Origin of the sequence: Flavobacterium enshiense, assembly GCF_040750275.1 — a bacterium.
Lineage (GTDB): Bacteria > Bacteroidota > Bacteroidia > Flavobacteriales > Flavobacteriaceae > Flavobacterium > Flavobacterium enshiense_B.
Genome location: NZ_JBDOCV010000004.1, coordinates 84,169 through 102,421 on the forward strand (window position 1 = coordinate 84,169; position 18,253 = coordinate 102,421).

The following is an 18,253-nucleotide window of genomic DNA, read 5'->3' on the forward strand; positions in this document are numbered from 1 at the left end:
AACTTTCTCTTAAACTTAATTTTACACATCGAAATTCAAACAAGCTTAAAGCAGGCAAGTTTGGATATTTTTTCCAAAAAACCTAAACCAAAGAAACAAAAAATTTTAAAAAGATTAATCCGTATTAGTTTATGAAAAAGATTACCTCAGAAAACAAACCTTGGCGGTTGCTCTTCTACTTTTTAATTTTAATTCCACTTCTTAATACTCCAAAAGTATTTGCGCAGACAACATTAATAGATCCTGCTACTGATGGTGGATTCGAAAACGCGACTACTACTTTCCCAGCTAATGGATGGACAACCTCTACTGGTACCGTACCATTAAACAACTGGTGTATCGGACCCAATGCCATTTCCGGATTCAGTGGAACCAATGCTGCGTATGTATCTAACAGTACAGCTACAAAACCCCATACTTATACTATTACATCAAGTGCCACAGCTCACATCTTTAAAACAGTAACCATTCCTTCCGGACAAACCAATATCACTTTAAACTTTAAATGGATCTGCGCCGGACAAGGCACAACTGACTATATAAAAGTATACATAAACCCGGCAACAACAACGGCGCCAAGTTATGGCGCTTCAGCCTTTACAACTACTACAGCTCCAACAGTTTCTCCAATTACATCCAATTATCAGCTTGGTCCTCTTCTTTCAGGGCAGACTACTTGGCAAAACGCCAGTATCACCATTCCTGCTATCTACGCTAACGGTCTTGCGCATCGGATTGTTTTTGAATGGAAGTGTAATGCGTTAACAGGTACCCAACCACCAGGCGGTATTGACGATGTTTCTTTAGTATGTACGGCACCACCGCCTTGTACTACACCATCAGCAGCTACAAACCTTACTTACGGAACCATAACTGCAAGTAATCTGCCTGCGACTTTTACAGGAAGTGGCGCTACTGGTTATTTGGTAATCCGATCAACCAGCAGTACGCCTCCTTCTCAACCTGTTAACGGAACAACATACAGTACTACTGCCAGTCTAGCACCTTTAGGTTCAGGTCTTACTTTTGTACAATCCAGTAATTCTACCTCTATTCCAGGAACAGGATTAACCGGAAACACCACTTACTATTATTACATTTATGCCTACAACAGCACCAGTTGCGCAGGAGGCCCTGTATATTCAACACTTTTAAGCGGTGGTGGAACTACCTGTCCTGCAACTCCAACATCCTTGACCTCCAGTGCTGTCACCGATACCAGCTTTGATTTGAGCTGGACCCAAACTGGAGGTACAGCGAATCCGATTACTTACATGATTAATGTTTACACGGATCCTTCCTGGACTACAGACATACCAGGCTCCCCTTTTTATGTAAATTATCCAACTACCACATATAGTGTAACTGGTTTAAACTCAGGAGTGAAATACTATTACAGAATTCGTGCTTACAATGCCTGTACTAATTTTGCAGCCAGTGGAAATGTTACGACTACAGTTTGTGCGGGGAATCCATCAGCACTAACAACTTCTGCTATTACGGATACGACCGCAACAGTTTCATGGACTGCGGGAAGTCCTGTACCTTCAAACGGGTACAATTACTATGTATCCACTACATTAACACCGCCTTTACCATGGACAACTCCAACCGGAAGCACAGCGGCAGGTGTAACTACTGCTAACCTTACCGGATTAGTACCAGGAACCGTTTATTATGTTTGGGTTCGTTCCGTATGTGCCAACACCAGCACTTCATGGATAGGACCGGTTGCATTAGCTACCAATTCAGCAGCACCAATCACAACAGATGCTTTTGTTTGTGCGGGCGGATCTGCTTCTTTATCGGCAACAGCTTCGTGTCAATCGTTAACTAATATTGGAAATACCATAAATGGTTCTTGGAACAGTGCTACAGACCCAATTGCGCTGCAACCAACCGTTTTCATGAATAACTCCAACACTTGTTCTTTTGGACCGAATACTGCAAATTATACTACTTTAAATTTTCAGGTGAGTGTTTCAGGGAATTATAACTTTAACATGACAAGCAGTGGTGCTTATGATGGAATGGGTTATATCGTAACCTATCCGTTTGCACCCGGAATTTGTGGTAGCGGTAATTGGCTAATTGGAGATGATGATACCGGAAGTGGATTACCCAGTGAACCCAATCTAAACAATGTTCCTTTAGCTGCGGGCGCAACTTATACACTAATCACTACAGTTTACTTAAACACTTCAGCCACGGTTACCAACAACTATATTTGGAATGTAACCGGCCCGGGGAGTATCCTTCAGGTAAACGGTTCTTCAGGAGTAGATTGGTATACGGCAGCTTCAGGAGGAAGCCCGATAGGAAACGGAGCTACTTTCAATCCTGTAGGTGTGTCCGGATCCGGATTAGCGGATACCAATACACCCGGAACCTATACTTTCTATGCTGCCTGTCCTGAAAATCCGGGAGTACGAACTCCTGTAGATTTTGTAATCACTAACGGTCCAACCGCAGCCATAAGCGGAAACGGAAATGTTTGTGACGGAAATACCACCGTTAGCATTAATTTAACAGGCAGCCAACCTTGGACGGTAACTTATACGGATGGTACTACTCCAGTAACAGTTTCCGGAATTACCAGCAGTCCTTACACGTTTACAGTAAGCCCGTCTGGTGCTACCACTTACACCCTTTCTGCCCTATCAGACGCTAATTGTAATGCTATTAGTGGTAATCTTACGGGCACTGCTGTAATCAACGGACAAAAAACCTGGTTTGGAACTATTAACAATGATTGGAATACTGCCGCGAACTGGTCGGGAAGCAACATTCCGACTGTAGCTGACTGTATCGTAGTTCCTTCTTCTCCTAACAACCCTATTATCAGCGGAGCCGGATATATTGGTTTAGGTAAAAACATCACCATCAATAACGGAGCTATTCTAACGGTTAATTCCGGCAATACGCTTTCAATTGTCGATTTTGTAAACATTAATACCGGTGGCGATTTAATTCTTGAAAGTTCAGCTTCACTAATTCAAACCAACAATACTGCCAATACTGGTGTAGCACACATTAAACGTGCGACACAGCCTATGTACAAATATGATTATACCTATTGGAATTCACCGGTTACCGTATCGTCTAATTTTACAGTGGGTAATTTAAGTCCAGGAACTAATTTCATTTTCAGATACCTTCCAACTGTTGCTGGTGGTAATGGAACGTGGCAGAGTTTGAGTACATCCTCAAACATGAACCCTACAGAAGCGGTAATTGCCAGAGCACCTATAACATTCCCAACCAGTGGCCCTAAACAAATATTTACAAATACATTCGTAGGAACACCTAACAATGGTACTTTCACAACTACTATTTCCAAAGGGAATAATACCAATATCGGAACTTTTGTTAATGGCAGCAGCACAGCAGTAACCGATGCTGACGACGAATGGAATCTTATCGGAAATCCGTATCCGTCGGCAATTGATATTCTTTCCTTTTTAAATTTACCGGCAAACAATACTGCCACAGACGGAACTGTTTATCTATGGACGCACAACACGGTTCCTTCAACTTCGATTCTGGATCCGTTTTACGGTAATTATGTTTACAACTACACTACAGACGACTACGCAACGGTTAACGCCATGGGAAGTACAGTCACAGCAATTTCAGGAGGAATAGTTCCTACTCAATTCATAGCGTCAGGACAATCGTTCTTTGTTAGTGCCAACGATGCCATGCCGAATGGTTCTTCATCCAGTGTGACATTTACAAATGCGATGAGAGTATCAGGTAACAACAGTAATTTCTACAGAAATGAGACTGATAGTCCTGCTGAAAGAAAACGATTATGGCTAAACTTAACCAATGCTTCCAACAGCTTTAATCAGATATTGATTGGTTACACAGCAGCCGCTTCTAACGGTATCGACTGGGGATATGATGGCGATGCCTTAAAAGGAACTTCCTTAAAACTGTACTCCATTTGTGAAGACAAAAAACTGACAATTCAAGGAAGAAGATGGCCACTTAGCCTTACCGACACCGTACCATTAGGATATTACAGCCCTGCAAACGGTACTGCAAAAATAGGAATCCATGCAGCGGAAGGCTTTGAAAACATAAATATTTTCCTTGAAGACCGATTGTTAAACATTATTCATGATTTAAAATCATCGCCTTATAATTTTACAACTGGCAGCGGTAAATTCGACGAACGATTTGTGTTGCGCTACACCAATAATACATTAGGTACTGATGAGGTCGATGAGATAGAAAACAGTGTAATTATTAGTAACGAAAATGGTTTACAGGTTAGTTCTGAGGCACGAAAAATACAATCGGTTACTATTTATGAAATAACCGGAAAGAAAATTGCCAATTCTCAAAATATCAACAGCAATACTGCAATATTAGACAACGTAATTATGGCCGACAGCGTTAAAATATTCCAAATTGTACTGGAAGGCGATATAACAATTTACAAGAAGACAGTAGTAACAGTTAAATAGTTTTTTAGTTTTTTTTAGCAAGTTTTTTTGGTGTGGAGGTTAAAAAAGTTAGTAGTTAGTCTTAAAACCCTCCATTTAAAGACAGGTAAAACCTCTTACACAAGAGGTTTTAACTTGTCTGACTTCTGAAAAAATATTTATGAATCACATTTTTAAAACTCAATACATTATTTATGAATCAATTTTACAAATTAGCTATTGCTTTATTATTCGCCAATGCATCATTTGGACAATTCAGTGAAAATTTTGACAGTTCCAGTACTTTACCAGCTGGTTGGGTGGCCTATTCCGGCACTAATGGTTTAGGGGTTAATGAGAGTTGGGGTGTTTCCACGACTAATTATCATTCTACGACAAACGGTGCTCATGTTCATTATGAAAATGTTTCCGGTGGAATGGCCGAAGACTGGTTGGTAACTCCTTTAATCAATCTTAGCAACTATTCCGGATGTTCCTTAACGTTTTATGGTGCGGAATCCTACCCTTCCATGAACTATGGCAACTCCTATAGCGTGAGAGTTTCTACCACCTCACAAACCAACATCGGTTCGTTTACGACACTTGCAACCTATAGCGAACCGGACTTCGGTTATGCAAAGCCAATGACCAATCAGAAAACAGTTGATTTAAGCAGCTACAACGGACAACAGATTTATGTAGCTTTCGTGATGACACAAGACGATGGTGACAACTGGAGCATCGACGATATAAACATTAGTGGTACTTTAAGCAATGAGACTTTCGGAAATCAAAACATCATTAAAGTGTACCCTAATCCTGTAAAGGACAAATTGCAGATAACAGCACAAGAAGAAATTGAAAACTTACAGCTTATCAGCATCACCGGAACAGTTATCAAACAGGTTCAAAACACTACCGTGTTAGATATGAACGAATTGGCTTCCGGAGTATACTTCTTAAAAATCACAACAAAAGACAATACGGTAAGCACCCGAAAAATAGTTAAGCAATAATTGCACTTCATACTTTATAACGGTAAAAGGGTCTCTGGAAACAGGGGCCTTTTCTATTATCCATCGAACCAACATCAAAAAAACCGAGAAAAGCTTTTTCGGATATGCTCATTCGCTTAAAAAAACTTATCTTTGCGGGTCTTTGATAGAAAAACCAATGGAAAACAGTAAGAACCAAGAAGTTGTAAAAAGCGTTTTCACCAAATACCTTGAAGAAAAAGGGCACCGAAAAACTCCGGAACGCTACGCTATTCTTCAGGAAATCTACGAAAGTAACGAGCATTTTGACATCGAATCGTTGTACATCAAAATGAAAAACAAGAACTATCGTGTGAGCCGCGCTACCCTTTACAACACTATCGAACTGCTTTTAGAATGCGGATTGGTACGTCGTCATCAGTTTGGCCAGAATCAGGCTCATTATGAAAAGTCGTACTTCGACAAACAACACGATCACATCATCATGACGGATACCGGCGAAGTAATCGAATTTTGTGATCCGCGCATCCAAACCATTAAACAGACTATTGAAGAAATTTTCGGCATAGAAATTCACAACCATTCGTTGTATTTCTACGGAACCAAAAAACAGGAGTAAATTCGGCATTCATAAGTCCGATAATAATAAACAACAACTAAAACAACAAACAACACAATGACGGTAGATTTACTGCTAGGCCTACAATGGGGCGATGAAGGAAAAGGAAAAATCGTAGACGTTCTAACTTCAAAATACGACATCATTGCTCGTTTTCAGGGCGGACCAAACGCCGGACATACTTTGGAATTTGACGGAATCAAACACGTTTTAAGAACGATTCCTTCCGGTATCTTCCACAAAAACTCCATCAACATTATCGGAAACGGTGTCGTGATTGACCCTGTTGTTTTCCAGAAAGAATTAGAAGGTTTGGAAAAATTCAACATGGATTTAAAATCCAAATTACTGATTTCCAGAAAAGCGCACTTAATTTTACCGACACACCGTTTATTGGATGCTGCTTCGGAAGCCTCTAAAGGAAAAGCAAAAATCGGTTCTACCTTAAAAGGTATTGGCCCTACTTATATGGACAAAACAGGTAGAAACGGACTAAGAGTTGGCGATATCGAATTAGCCGATTTCAAAGAGCGTTACAGAAGTTTGGCAGACAAACATGAGGCGATGATTGCGTTCTACGATGTAGACATGCAGTACAACCTAAAAGAAATGGAAGACGAGTTTTTTGCTTCCATTGAGGTATTGAAAACATTGCAATTCATTGACAGCGAAGAATTTTTAAACAACGCTTTAAAAGAAGGAAAATCAATTTTAGCAGAAGGTGCTCAAGGTTCGTTATTAGATATCGATTTCGGAACGTACCCATTTGTAACTTCCTCAAACACAACAGCTGCCGGAGCTTGTACCGGTTTAGGAATCGCTCCTAACCGCGTAAAAGAAGTATTCGGAATCTTCAAAGCCTATACTACAAGAGTTGGTAGCGGCCCATTCCCTACCGAATTGTTTGACGAAGTAGGACAAACCATTGCAAAAGTTGGAAACGAATTTGGAGCGGTAACAGGTCGTCCAAGACGTTGCGGATGGTTGGATTTAGTAGCACTAAAATATGCTGTTCAAGTAAATGGCGTTACCCAATTGTACATGATGAAAGGCGACGTACTTTCCGGTTTTGACACACTAAAAGTTTGTACGGGATATAACTACAAAGGGGAAGTAATCAATCATTTACCTTACAACATCGAGGAAGAAAACGTTACTCCTATCTATGTTGAGAAAAAGGGTTGGAAAGCAGATTTGACAGGAATGACCAATTACGAAGACCTTCCTTCAGAATTGAAAGAATATGTAGCATTCATTGAAAGTGAAGTTGGAGTACCTATCAAAGTTATCTCGGTTGGACCAGACAGAACACAAACCATTATAAAATAATTTAAAAACGCTTTCTTCGGAAGGCGTTTTTCTTTTGAAAACAAGTCAATTATAAATAATTCTTAATACAAATTAGCTTTCACAGATTTTACTTAAATTTGGGCAAAATTTCAGACATTGAAGAATTCCATTCTATTTATATTTTGCACACTTTTCATCGGTTTGTCATCATTGGCACAGGAAAAGAAAACCATTAACATTTTGCATTCGGATTTCACTGACAGAAACGAAAATGAAATTCCGGGCGCAGTAATTTTCACCGGAAACGTTCAGGTGGAACACGACGGAGTTTTGATCAGTTGCAACAAGGCCTATCATTTTAAAAATGAAAATTATGTAAAAGCTTTTGGAAATGTCCGACTGAATCAGGGCGACACCATCACGATGTCCAGCAAATATGCTGAATACAATGGAAACCAACAGTTTGCCTTCGCAACGGGCGATGTGGTTTTGCGTTCCCCGGAATCAACTTTGACTACCGATACCATTAACTTCGACCGTAGCATCCAACAGGCGTATTACAACACGCACGGAACCATCATCAACAAAGAAAATACGCTGAGAAGTAAATCCGGACGTTATTTTTTAAACGAGAAAAAGTACCAGTTTAAAACCGCGGTTACCGTAACCAGCCCGGAATCTACCATTAAAACCAATCATTTGGATTATTATGAAGATTCGGGTCACGCTTATGTTTTCGGGCCTTCCACGATCAACAACAAAGGCAACATCATTTATACTGAAAATGGTTTTTATGACACCAAAAACCAAACGTCTAATTTGTCTAAAAACTCAACAATTACTTATCAGAACCGGAAAATCAAAGGAGAAAAAATATATTATGACGGCAAGCGGAATTTCTCTTCAGCTACCAATAATGTAAAAATCACGGACAGCATTAACCGGATGGTCGTAACCGGTCATTACGCCGAAATGCACCGCGCTAAAGATTCGATGTTTATCACCAAAAAAGCTTTAATCGCCAGTTTTGTGGAAAACGATTCGGTTTATATTCATGCAGAAAAACTATTGGTTACCGGAAAACAGGGAGAACGTATCGTTCGTGGCTTTAAAAACGCACGAATTTTCAAATCCGATATGAGTGGAAAATGTGACTCAATTCATTCCGATCAGACAAAAGGTTTAACCCAATTAATCGGAAGACCCATTTTATGGAGCCAAAAAAGCCAGCTTACTGGAGATCTCATGCATTTAATCGGCAACAATCAAACCGAAAAACTGGATTCTTTAAAAGTAATGAACAATGCTTTTATCATTCAAAAAGACACTATCGGCAATGGCTTCAATCAGGTGAAAGGAATGAATCTTTACGGTAAATTCCGGGACAACAAACTCTACGAGGTCGATATGGTAAAAAACGCCGAAATGATTTACTACATGTACAACGATAAAAATGAACTCGTTGGCATTGACAAAGGTGTTTGCAGTTCGATCCATTTAGAACTGGAAGAAAATCAGATTCAGACCGTTACAAAATTTACCAATCCGGAAGGACAAATATATCCCGAAAAAGAATTCCCGGAAAACGCACGAAAACTAAGAGGTTTTATCTGGCGAGGTGATGAAGAAATAAAACGGCTGGAAGACATTTTCTCTAAAGAGGAATTAGCACTGGATGAAAAAGCCCAGATGCAAAGCAAAAAAAATGCCGTAGAAGCCGAAAAACCGATGGAAGTGAAGAAAGAAACACTAGAGTACGGGAAATCAGAAAAGAAAACAGCTCCGGCTCCGGTTAAAAAGAAGAAGAAAAAATAGTTTTCAGTCATAATCTTAGTTTTAAGATTTCCGAATAACCCAATCCACGAATACCTACAATATGCTTAAAGATTTCTATAAATATCAGGCACAAACCTCTCCTTATCCATTAGGAATGGAGGTTTCTCACGCCAAAGGCTCTTATATTTACGACACCAACGGAAAAGCGTATCTGGATTTTGTGGCCGGAGTTTCCGCGTGTACGCTTGGACATCAGCACCCTCGTGTACGGGAAGCAATAGTCAATCAATTGGACAAATACGCGCACGTCATGGTATATGGCGAATATGCACAAGATCCTGCGGTAGAATTGTGCAAACTATTAGCCAAAAACACCCCCGCTCCATTAGACAAAGTCTATTTGGTAAATTCTGGAACGGAAGCTACAGAAGGTGCTTTAAAATTAGCCCGACGCGTGACTGGAAGAAGCCAATTGATCTCCTGTCATAACGCTTATCATGGCAACACTATGGGCTCCATGAGTGTCATGGGTTTTGAAGAACGCAAACAAATCTTCCGACCGTTGATTCCTGATGTGGATTTCATCACTTTTAATAACGAAGAGGATTTACTGAAAATAACCGAAAAAACCGCCGGGATCATCTTGGAAACGATACAAGGTGGTGCTGGTTTTATTCAACCCCATAACGATTTTCTGAAAAAAGTCCGTCAGCGTTGCGATGAAGTGGGTGCTTTGATGATATTGGACGAAATCCAACCCGGATTTGGCCGTACCGGTAAATTATTTGGTTTTCAAAATTACGATATTGTTCCCGATGTAGTGGTTATGGGTAAAGGCATGGGTGGCGGAATGCCGGTGGGTGCTTTCATGGCCAAATCGGAATACATGGATTTATTGAGCCATGACCCGAAATTAGGGCACATTACCACTTTTGGAGGCCATCCTGTTATTGCAGCTGCTTGTTTGGCAACACTAAAAGAACTACTAGAAACCGATTTAATGGCTGAGGTTTTGGAAAAAGAGCAATTAATCCGTAAATTGTTGGTGCATCCATTAATCAAAGAAATTCGCGGTGAGGGCTTAATGTTGGCACCTATGACAGAAAGTCCTGAAATCACCAATAAAATCATCTTCAAATGTCAGGAAAAAGGCCTGATATTGTTCTGGTTACTCTTTGAAGGCTGTGCTATCCGCATCACACCACCGTTAACTTTATCCAATAAAGAAATTGAAGACGGTTGTGGCATCATTCTTGAAGCGATGAATGAAGTGATGGCCGAAGAAGCTATGGAACAAGATTGTTAATAATATTGTTTACAACCTACACACGTTCATCATAAAAAGGCTGCAAAGTCTTAGTAATTTTAATAAGGATAATTTAAACAACAGGAGTATGTATTTGAGTAACGAGGAAGAGGAAAACAGTTTATCCTTATCAAAGTTCGAATCTATGTTGAAAACCAACAAGGTATTCTTCTTTGACTCCGAAGAGTTTGAAGACATCATTCTTCATTATCTTGACACGGGGCGCATAAACTTAGCCAAAAAGGCACTTAAATTAGGTTTAGAACAACATCCCAAATCTACCGGTTTGAAGTTAGTTCAGATTGAACTCTTAGTATTTGAAGACAAGCTTGACATTGCCGATAAACTCTGCAATGAATTGTTTGCCATTGAACCGACCAACGAAGAAGTTTACATCCAAAAAGCAAACATCCATTCCAAAAGAGATGAGCATGAAAAAGCAGTGGAAATGCTAAAAAATGCTCTAAAATACACTGATGATTATGCCGATGTGTATAATTTAATCGGTATGGAATATTTGTTTATGGACGAATTGGAGCTGGCTAAAGAAAATTTCATCAAATGTTTGGATGAAGACATTGAAGACCATTCCGCTTTATACAATGTGGTGTATTGTTTTGACTTTTTAGATCAGAACAACGAAGCCATTTTATTCCTAAATAATTTTATCGACAGAAATCCATACAGTGAAGTAGCCTGGCATCAGTTAGGACGCCAGTACTATACTGTTAAGGATTACGACCAGGCGGTCCGTGCTTTCGATTACGCCACTTTAATTGACGAGAATTTCTTAGGCGCATATCTTGAAAAAGCAAAAGCACTGGAAAAACTAAAAAAATATCAGGAAGCTATAGACTGTTACAACATCACCATGGAATTGGATGACGCTACTTCTTTTGCCTTGTTGCGCGTTGGAAAATGTCATGAAAAACTGGGAAATGCAGAATTAGCACTACAATTCTATCAAAAAACTGTTCATGAAGATCCTTTGTTAGATAAAGCCTGGATTGCCATCACGGATTTTTACATCCGTCAGAAGAATTTCCAAAAAGCTTTATATTATGTAAACAAAGCAATCAGCATTGACAACGAAAACAGATTATACTGGAAACGCTATGCTGCCATCAACAAAGCGCTTAATTTCTTTGAAGAAGCAGAATATGGTTTCAGAAAAGCTATCGAATACGGCGATTTGGAATTGGACACTTGGTTATTTTGGGGCGACATCCTTCAATTTTTAGGTGAATTTGACAGTGCAATTCAAACGCTTTTACAAGCTGCCGAATATTTCCCTGAAGAGTACGAAGTGGAATACCGTTTAGCCGGAATGTATTTCATGTTACAGGACGAAATAAAAGGAAAATTTCATCTTGCCAACGGCTTACGACTGAACTACGAAAACAAATCCTTACTTGAGGAATTGTTTCCGGTAATCTGGAATCGAAAAACGGTACAGGATTATATTCAAAAACATAAAAAAGCCGACGAATAGTAAATCAAATACCACATTTTACTATTATCTTTATGGTCAGTTATCAAAATAACTGACCATAATTTTTATGCAAAAGCTCAAAAAAAAGAAATTCGGTTTGTTGGGAAAGAACATCAGTTATTCTTTTTCCAGAAAATACTTTACGGAAAAGTTTGAAAAAATCGGCTTTGACCATTATTCCTATAAAAATTTCGATGTGGAATCGATTGATGATTTCAAACACATTGTCGCAAACAATAAAAATCTTAAAGGAGTAAATGTAACCATTCCGTATAAAGAAGCCGTAATCCCCTTTTTGACTGCACTTTCCAAAAACGCAAAAATAATTGGAGCTGTAAATACAATTAAGATCTCCAAAAAAGGCGACCTTAAAGGCTACAATACAGACTTTCACGGATTTAAAAAATCATTAAAACCTTTACTGAAGAAACACCATGAAAAAGCCCTTATCTTAGGTACGGGAGGCGCCAGTAAAGCGATTGCCTATGCACTGCGAAAACTCAGAATTGAATATGATTTCGTATCCAGAACACCGTCAGAATATCAATTTTCGTATGACGAATTAACAAAAGACATATTTGACGACTATCAGATTGTCATCAACACAACTCCAATAGGCACTTTTCCAGATGTTGACAACTGTCCGCCTTTAGATTATTCCCTTTTCACCGATAAACACATCGCTTACGACCTAATTTACAACCCGGATGAAACCAAATTTTTACGATTGGCGAAAGAAAAAGGAGCAACTGTAAAAAACGGGTACGATATGTTGGTTTTTCAGGCTGAAAAAGCATGGGAAATATGGAACAAATAGCCCTAAAATCTTACTTGCAGAACCCTTTTTTAAAATAATTTTATTGGCCAATGATCCAATCTTTAAAAAAGTAAGAATTGTCCTTATATTATTAAAGATGTATTTCAACCGAAAAACCGTTTATTTAACCTGTTTTCCTTTGAATTATCGGGCTGCTTTAGTATCTTCGGCAAAATTATGTTAAACTTAAGCATTTATTACAATGTTAGAAGAAAAGAATGGTAACCTGCCTCAGGCAGAAGGACAGGAAGAAATTATCCAGGCGGAAACTGCTCAGAATGAAAATCAATCGGCCATTGAAGCTATTGAGAATTCTAATGCGGAAGAAAGTGAAGACGAAAGCATCAGTGAAGGGCACGACATACCAATGCTTCACTACGAAGCCATGTCAATGGAAGAACTTACCGACGAACTGAACAAACTGGTTTCCAACGAAAAAGTAATGTCTATTCGCAATCACGTGGAAGAAATCCGTAAAGATTTCATGGTGAAATACCACCACTTCATTGATGAGAAGCGCGACGAATACAGCCATGAAAATAATGGCGACACCAGCGGATTTGATTATCATTTCCCGCTTAAAAACAAATTTGATTCAATTTACAACAAATACAGAGAGCAGAAGAATCAACACTTCAAAGTAATGCAGAACAGTCTGAAAAACAATCTGGACGTTCGCCTTGCTATTATTGAAGAACTGAAGAACCTTGTTGACAATTCCGGCGAGAACATGCAGGAAACAGCTAAAAACGTTAACGAGCTACGGGAACGTTGGAAAAATGCCGGACCAATTCCGCGTGACAAATACAATCACGTTTGGAACAACTTTCACTTTCATATTGAACGTTTTTACGACCATTTGCATTTAGATCGTGAGGCCCGCGATATGGATTTCAAACACAATTACGATCAGAAGCTTAAAATCATTGCCCGTGTTGAGGAATTGGTTAAAGAAGAAGACGTTGCCAAAGCTTTCCGTGAATTACAGTCTTTACATAAAATCTGGAAAGAAGAAATAGGACCGGTATCGCGTGAACACCGTGAAGAATTGTGGAACCGTTTCAGCGAACTGACAAGACAACTGCACGACAAACGCGAAGGCCTTATTGCAAAAGCAAGAGAAGTTGAAGAAGAAAATCTCGCCCGCAAAAAAGAAATTATCACACAAATAAACGCCGTTGCTAAGGAAGAAGTAGTTTCCCACAGTGCATGGCAAGGTCAGATTGAAAAAATCGAAGCGCTGCGTGCGGCTTTCATGCAGGCCGGAAAAGTACCGATGGAAGTTAACGAGGAAACCTGGACTTCTTTCAAAGATGCGGTGCGCCATTTCAATGCCCAAAAAAACGCTTTTTACAAAGACATCAAAAAAGATCAGCAGGACAATCTGAATAAAAAACTGGCTTTGGTGGAAAAAGCAAAATCCTTACAGGATAGCGAGGATTTCAATGCGACAACCCCAATCATGAAGCAGATTCAGGAAGACTGGAAAAAAATTGGTCATGTTCCAAGAAAATACTCCGATGCCGTCTGGAAAGATTTTAAAGAGGCCTGCAATCACTATTTCGATAAAATGCATGCCAAACGAAACGAAGCCAGTAACGAGGAAATAGAAGCTTTTGAAAGCAAAAAAGCCTATCTGGAAAGCATCAAGGAGTTTCAGTTAACCGGTGAACACAAATCGGATTTAGATGCTATTAAAAAACATATCGAAAACTGGAAAGCATTCGGAAAAGTACCACATAACCGCCGTCACATTGAAGGCAAATTCAACAAAATCTTAGATGCCTTGTTTGACAAACTGAGTTTATCCAAAAAAGATGCTGAAATGGCTAAATTCAACAACCGATTGGGACAATTGGCAGAAGGTGATGAACGTCAGTTACAGAATGAACAGATTTTCATCATGCGTAAAATTGATGAAGTACAAAATGAAATCTTTCAGTTGGAAAACAATGTGCAGTTCATTTCCAATGCCAAAGCAGACAATCCTTTGGTAAAAGAGGTAAACAAAAGCATCGAACGCCACAAAGAAGAGTTAAAAACGTGGAAAGAAAAATTGAAACAGATAAGAAGTCTTAAACAGGAATAATTTCAAGCAAAACCGCAATTTCACTAAAGAGTTGCGGTTTTTTTATTTCCAAAACTTTACCAATTCCGTAATCATGACAAGTGAAGAATTAAAAAAACTGCAAACGCCGTTAAAAGAAAAATACACCAACGATGCAGCTTCAGCTTTAATAACACTAAAAGCGCAAGGTCACCTTGGAGAAAACGTTTCCTGTAAAATCGAAACCGGATTACGCATCTCAGAAGCAGGCCTCCACCCGGCAACCGGAGGAACCGGCTTACAATTATGTTCCGGCGATATGCTGCTCGAATCTTTAGTAGCGTGTGCCGGAGTTACACTAAATGCCGTAGCAACATCTCTAGGAATTAAAGTAGATGAGTGTATCGTAAAAGCTGAAGGCGATTTGGATTTCAGGGGAACGCTTGGTCTTTCAAAAGAAATCCCAGTCGGTTTCCAACAGATACGCTTGACTTTTGAAATCAAATCAAACGAAAATGACGAAAAAATAGAAACGCTTTTAAAACTAACGGAGCGTTATTGTGTGGTTTACCAAACCTTGATCAATGCTACCAAGGTAAACACAAAAATCATCAACCTTTAACGCTATTTGCGGGCATAATCTGACGTTACCAATATCTTACGCGTAACAATCGTAGGCTCTGAAACAATTTTCTTGCTATATTTTGGCGTAATCTGTGTATCGGTATATGTTTCTGTTTTATACTTTTTGTGCTCCATAATGGCTGAAATTTTCACGTTTACATCTATCGACTGCACGTAATTGTCGTTTTTCATCATTACGAAATATTTTCCTTGAAGTAAATTCGGTTCGGTAAATCGCTTGTAAGCCGCAATGCCTTTTCCAAAATCGTAGGACTTGGCTGGTTTTTCTTCCATAAACAACTTTTTATTTTCCTCATTTACCAAGGCATATTCTACATCTTCACCATTAGAAGGCAAAGCAAGATTGGTAATAGCTCCTGCAGCAATGCCACCCAAAGGAGTCGAAAAATAAGAGGCGACACCTTGTACGGCACCCACAATCATTTTTCTGTTCTGGTTCCAGTATTCGTTACTTTCTTTTCCTACCCCTACCCAATAGGCCCATGCAATTACTTTTTTAGTTTCGTTCTCGGAAATCTCGTTTTTCGGCAAAGAGAAAAACACACTTGAAGTACTGGAATCAAAAGTGGTTTTGGCATTAACCCGCTGGTTTTTATCCAATACCATCTCTTCGTATTTTTTCTCGTAGAATGCTACTTTCCTTGTTTTCTGAAGACGCAAAGTATCATAACCTACCACTACTTCTTTTGTTATCGAATTCCAGACCGTATCTTGTTCCGTAATCCATTTTACACTTGTATTAAAATTGGCAGTATTATGGTTTGACGGAATACGTTGAATAATAAGTTTTCCTGTCAATTCGTAGTTTCCTGTATTTTTAAACTGAAATTTATAGACCGATTTATGAGTTACCAACAACTCTTCTTTTTTAATTTTTTTAGCATCTAAAACCTTGAATTTAGTTACTTCCGGATACTCGGAAACAGATACTTCACTGACTTTATTTCCGTTTTCTTCCACAAACGTGAATACGATTTTATCGCCGTCAGCAAATCCGTATTGCAATTCTTCCGTGGAATTTGGTTTAATTTTAAGGGTTTGTTCGGTTACTTTAACAGCTTTTTGAGCCATAATACTATTTGCAATCAACAGGAATAGTAAAGTTACTTGTTTCATTATCAGTTTAATTATTTTGTAAAATCATAATCGCGTTCCACTTTGGCGATACGCACTTTAAAGGCTTGATACCAATCCGTTCTTCCAGTTTCTCTGGCGATGGTGTGTTCGGTATTCATTTTCCAGTTTTTAATCGACTCTAAATCTTTCCAGTACGAAACCGTGATTCCTATTTCATTCCGGGCGGATTCCACGCCTAAAAAACCGGGTTGTTCACTGGCCAATTCCACCATTCGATCAGCAGTTTCTCCATATCCTTCCTCTTTCTCCGTTCTCACTGAAGTAAAAATCACAGCATAATATGGTGGTTCTGGTGTTTTTGCAATCATACTTTCCATTTATAATTATAATTTATAACTTCTTTGCTTCTTCCCAAAACACATCCATCTCTGAAAGCGTCATGTCTGCCAAAGGCTTTCCGATTTCATTGGCTTTGCTTTCCAAATACTGAAATCTTTTAATGAATTTCTTATTGGTGCGCTCTAAGGCATCTTCCGGATTTACATTCAAAAACCGTGCATAATTTATCATCGAGAACAAAACATCGCCAAATTCGGCTTCTATTTTATCCTGATTCGCCGTTTCGACTTCATGTTGCAACTCGGAAAGCTCTTCCTGCACTTTTTCCCAAACCTGATGCGGCTCTTCCCAATCGAAACCAACGCCTTTCACTTTGTCTTGGATTCGGCTCGCTTTTACCATCGCCGGCAAGCTCTTGGGAACACCTTCTAAAACGGATTTTTTACCTTCTTTCAGTTTGAGCTTTTCCCAGTTTTGTTTTACCTGTTCTTCATTTTCCACCACTACATCACCGTAAATATGAGGGTGACGGTCTATCAGCTTATCGCAAATCGAATTCGCCACATCAGCTATATCAAATGCTTTTTTTTCACTTCCGATTTTGGAATAAAACACAATATGCAACAACACATCGCCCAGTTCTTTCTTGATTTCGTCCAAATCGTTGTCCAGAATTGCATCACCCAATTCATAGACCTCCTCAATGGTTAAGTGGCGCAAACTTTCAAGGGTTTGCTTTTTATCCCAAGGGCATTTTTCGCGCAAATCGTCCATAATGTCCAGCAATCGGTTGAAAGCTTCCAGTTGTTGTTGGCGTGTGTTCATAGCATGAGAATTTGTGTAAAAATAAGAAATCCCACCACAAGGCGGGACTTTATTAGTAAACAGTTTCAGTTAGCAGTAATCAAATAGAAAACGATAGAAACCAAAACTTAACTTTGAATCAAAATTTATTCTTCAGTTTTTTCAACTTCAGCAGTTGCAGGAGCGTCTTTGGAAACCATTCCTTTTGCCTGAAGCATGTTATACCAGTTCAATACCTTTTTGATATCGGACGCATATACTCTGTCCTGATCATAATCCGGTAAAATTTCCGCGAAATACGCTTCTAATTTAGCGTTATCTTCTTTGTGCGAAATGGCAGCACCATTGTTTTCTTTTTCAGCGATTTTTCTGAAAACTTCAGACAAACGTACTTCACCGCTATTAGTATAAATGGAAATTTCAGATAACAAACTTACGTTACTGCGCATTCCAACCGTTATTTTTTTACCATCAATCAAAGACTCGGCAACGAATCCTGTTCTGGTTTGTAATTTCAAATCGTATAACCCCGGTTTACCAGAAATGGCTAATATTCTTTCTATGCTCATTGTGTATTATTTTAATAGGGTGACAAATATCTAATCTTTACCTT

At 39.1% G+C, this 18,253-nt stretch carries 14 protein-coding genes; 10 read left to right on the forward strand and 4 right to left on the reverse strand.

The features are described 5' to 3' along the window. Window positions 1–131 precede the first annotated feature (131 nt). The 10 genes from ABGT15_RS06980 (at window position 132) to ABGT15_RS07025 (ending at window position 15,397) form a co-directional block, all read left to right on the forward strand. On the forward strand, window positions 132–4,475 hold the full coding sequence (locus ABGT15_RS06980) for a fibronectin type III domain-containing protein (RefSeq protein ID WP_367230715.1): 4,344 nt from the start codon (window positions 132–134) through the stop codon (window positions 4,473–4,475). A gap of 173 nt (window positions 4,476–4,648) precedes the next feature. Beyond that, window positions 4,649–5,449: a T9SS-dependent choice-of-anchor J family protein gene (locus tag ABGT15_RS06985; RefSeq protein WP_367230716.1), complete on the forward strand. Its 801-nt coding sequence runs from the start codon at window positions 4,649–4,651 to the stop codon at window positions 5,447–5,449. Between the two features lie 157 nt (window positions 5,450–5,606). After that, window positions 5,607–6,047, forward strand: coding sequence for a Fur family transcriptional regulator (locus ABGT15_RS06990; RefSeq protein WP_367230717.1), 441 nt, complete (start codon window positions 5,607–5,609; stop codon window positions 6,045–6,047). A 57-nt stretch (window positions 6,048–6,104) separates the two neighbouring features. Then, window positions 6,105–7,376: an adenylosuccinate synthase gene (locus tag ABGT15_RS06995; RefSeq protein ID WP_367230718.1), complete on the forward strand. Its 1,272-nt coding sequence runs from the start codon at window positions 6,105–6,107 to the stop codon at window positions 7,374–7,376. A 117-nt stretch (window positions 7,377–7,493) separates the two neighbouring features. Next, window positions 7,494–9,152 carry an OstA-like protein gene (locus ABGT15_RS07000; protein ID WP_367230719.1) on the forward strand — a complete coding sequence of 553 codons (1,659 nt, stop codon included), beginning with the start codon at window positions 7,494–7,496 and terminating at the stop codon, window positions 9,150–9,152. Between the two features lie 61 nt (window positions 9,153–9,213). Further along, complete coding sequence (locus ABGT15_RS07005; RefSeq protein ID WP_367230720.1) at window positions 9,214–10,419, forward strand: aspartate aminotransferase family protein; 1,206 nt, start codon at window positions 9,214–9,216, stop codon at window positions 10,417–10,419. 88 nt (window positions 10,420–10,507) lie between these two features. Next, entirely contained in the window at window positions 10,508–11,911 is a 1,404-nt protein-coding gene (locus ABGT15_RS07010) for a tetratricopeptide repeat protein (RefSeq protein WP_367230721.1), read from the forward strand. Between the two features lie 67 nt (window positions 11,912–11,978). Further along, entirely contained in the window at window positions 11,979–12,728 is a 750-nt protein-coding gene (locus tag ABGT15_RS07015) for a shikimate dehydrogenase family protein (RefSeq protein WP_367230722.1), read from the forward strand. A gap of 202 nt (window positions 12,729–12,930) precedes the next feature. After that, window positions 12,931–14,817 (forward strand): DUF349 domain-containing protein, encoded by a 1,887-nt coding sequence (locus tag ABGT15_RS07020; protein ID WP_367230723.1) that lies wholly within the window; start codon window positions 12,931–12,933, stop codon window positions 14,815–14,817. A gap of 73 nt (window positions 14,818–14,890) precedes the next feature. Further along, on the forward strand, window positions 14,891–15,397 hold the full coding sequence (locus tag ABGT15_RS07025) for an OsmC family protein (protein WP_367230724.1): 507 nt from the start codon (window positions 14,891–14,893) through the stop codon (window positions 15,395–15,397). Between the two features lie 2 nt (window positions 15,398–15,399). Here ABGT15_RS07025 and ABGT15_RS07030 read toward each other — a convergent pair whose 3' ends face one another. From ABGT15_RS07030 to ABGT15_RS07045, 4 genes are all read right to left on the reverse strand, one after another. Next, window positions 15,400–16,536, reverse strand: coding sequence for a hypothetical protein (locus ABGT15_RS07030; protein ID WP_367230725.1), 1,137 nt, complete (start codon window positions 16,534–16,536; stop codon window positions 15,400–15,402). Between the two features lie 11 nt (window positions 16,537–16,547). Continuing rightward, complete coding sequence (locus ABGT15_RS07035) at window positions 16,548–16,874, reverse strand: antibiotic biosynthesis monooxygenase family protein (protein ID WP_367230726.1); 327 nt, start codon at window positions 16,872–16,874, stop codon at window positions 16,548–16,550. 13 nt (window positions 16,875–16,887) lie between these two features. Then, the gene (mazG, locus tag ABGT15_RS07040; protein WP_367230727.1) at window positions 16,888–17,661 is read right to left on the reverse strand and encodes a nucleoside triphosphate pyrophosphohydrolase; all 774 of its coding nucleotides are present in this window, start codon (window positions 17,659–17,661) and stop codon (window positions 16,888–16,890) included. A gap of 125 nt (window positions 17,662–17,786) precedes the next feature. Continuing rightward, window positions 17,787–18,209 (reverse strand): DUF5606 family protein, encoded by a 423-nt coding sequence (locus tag ABGT15_RS07045; RefSeq protein WP_367230728.1) that lies wholly within the window; start codon window positions 18,207–18,209, stop codon window positions 17,787–17,789. Window positions 18,210–18,253 lie beyond the last annotated feature (44 nt).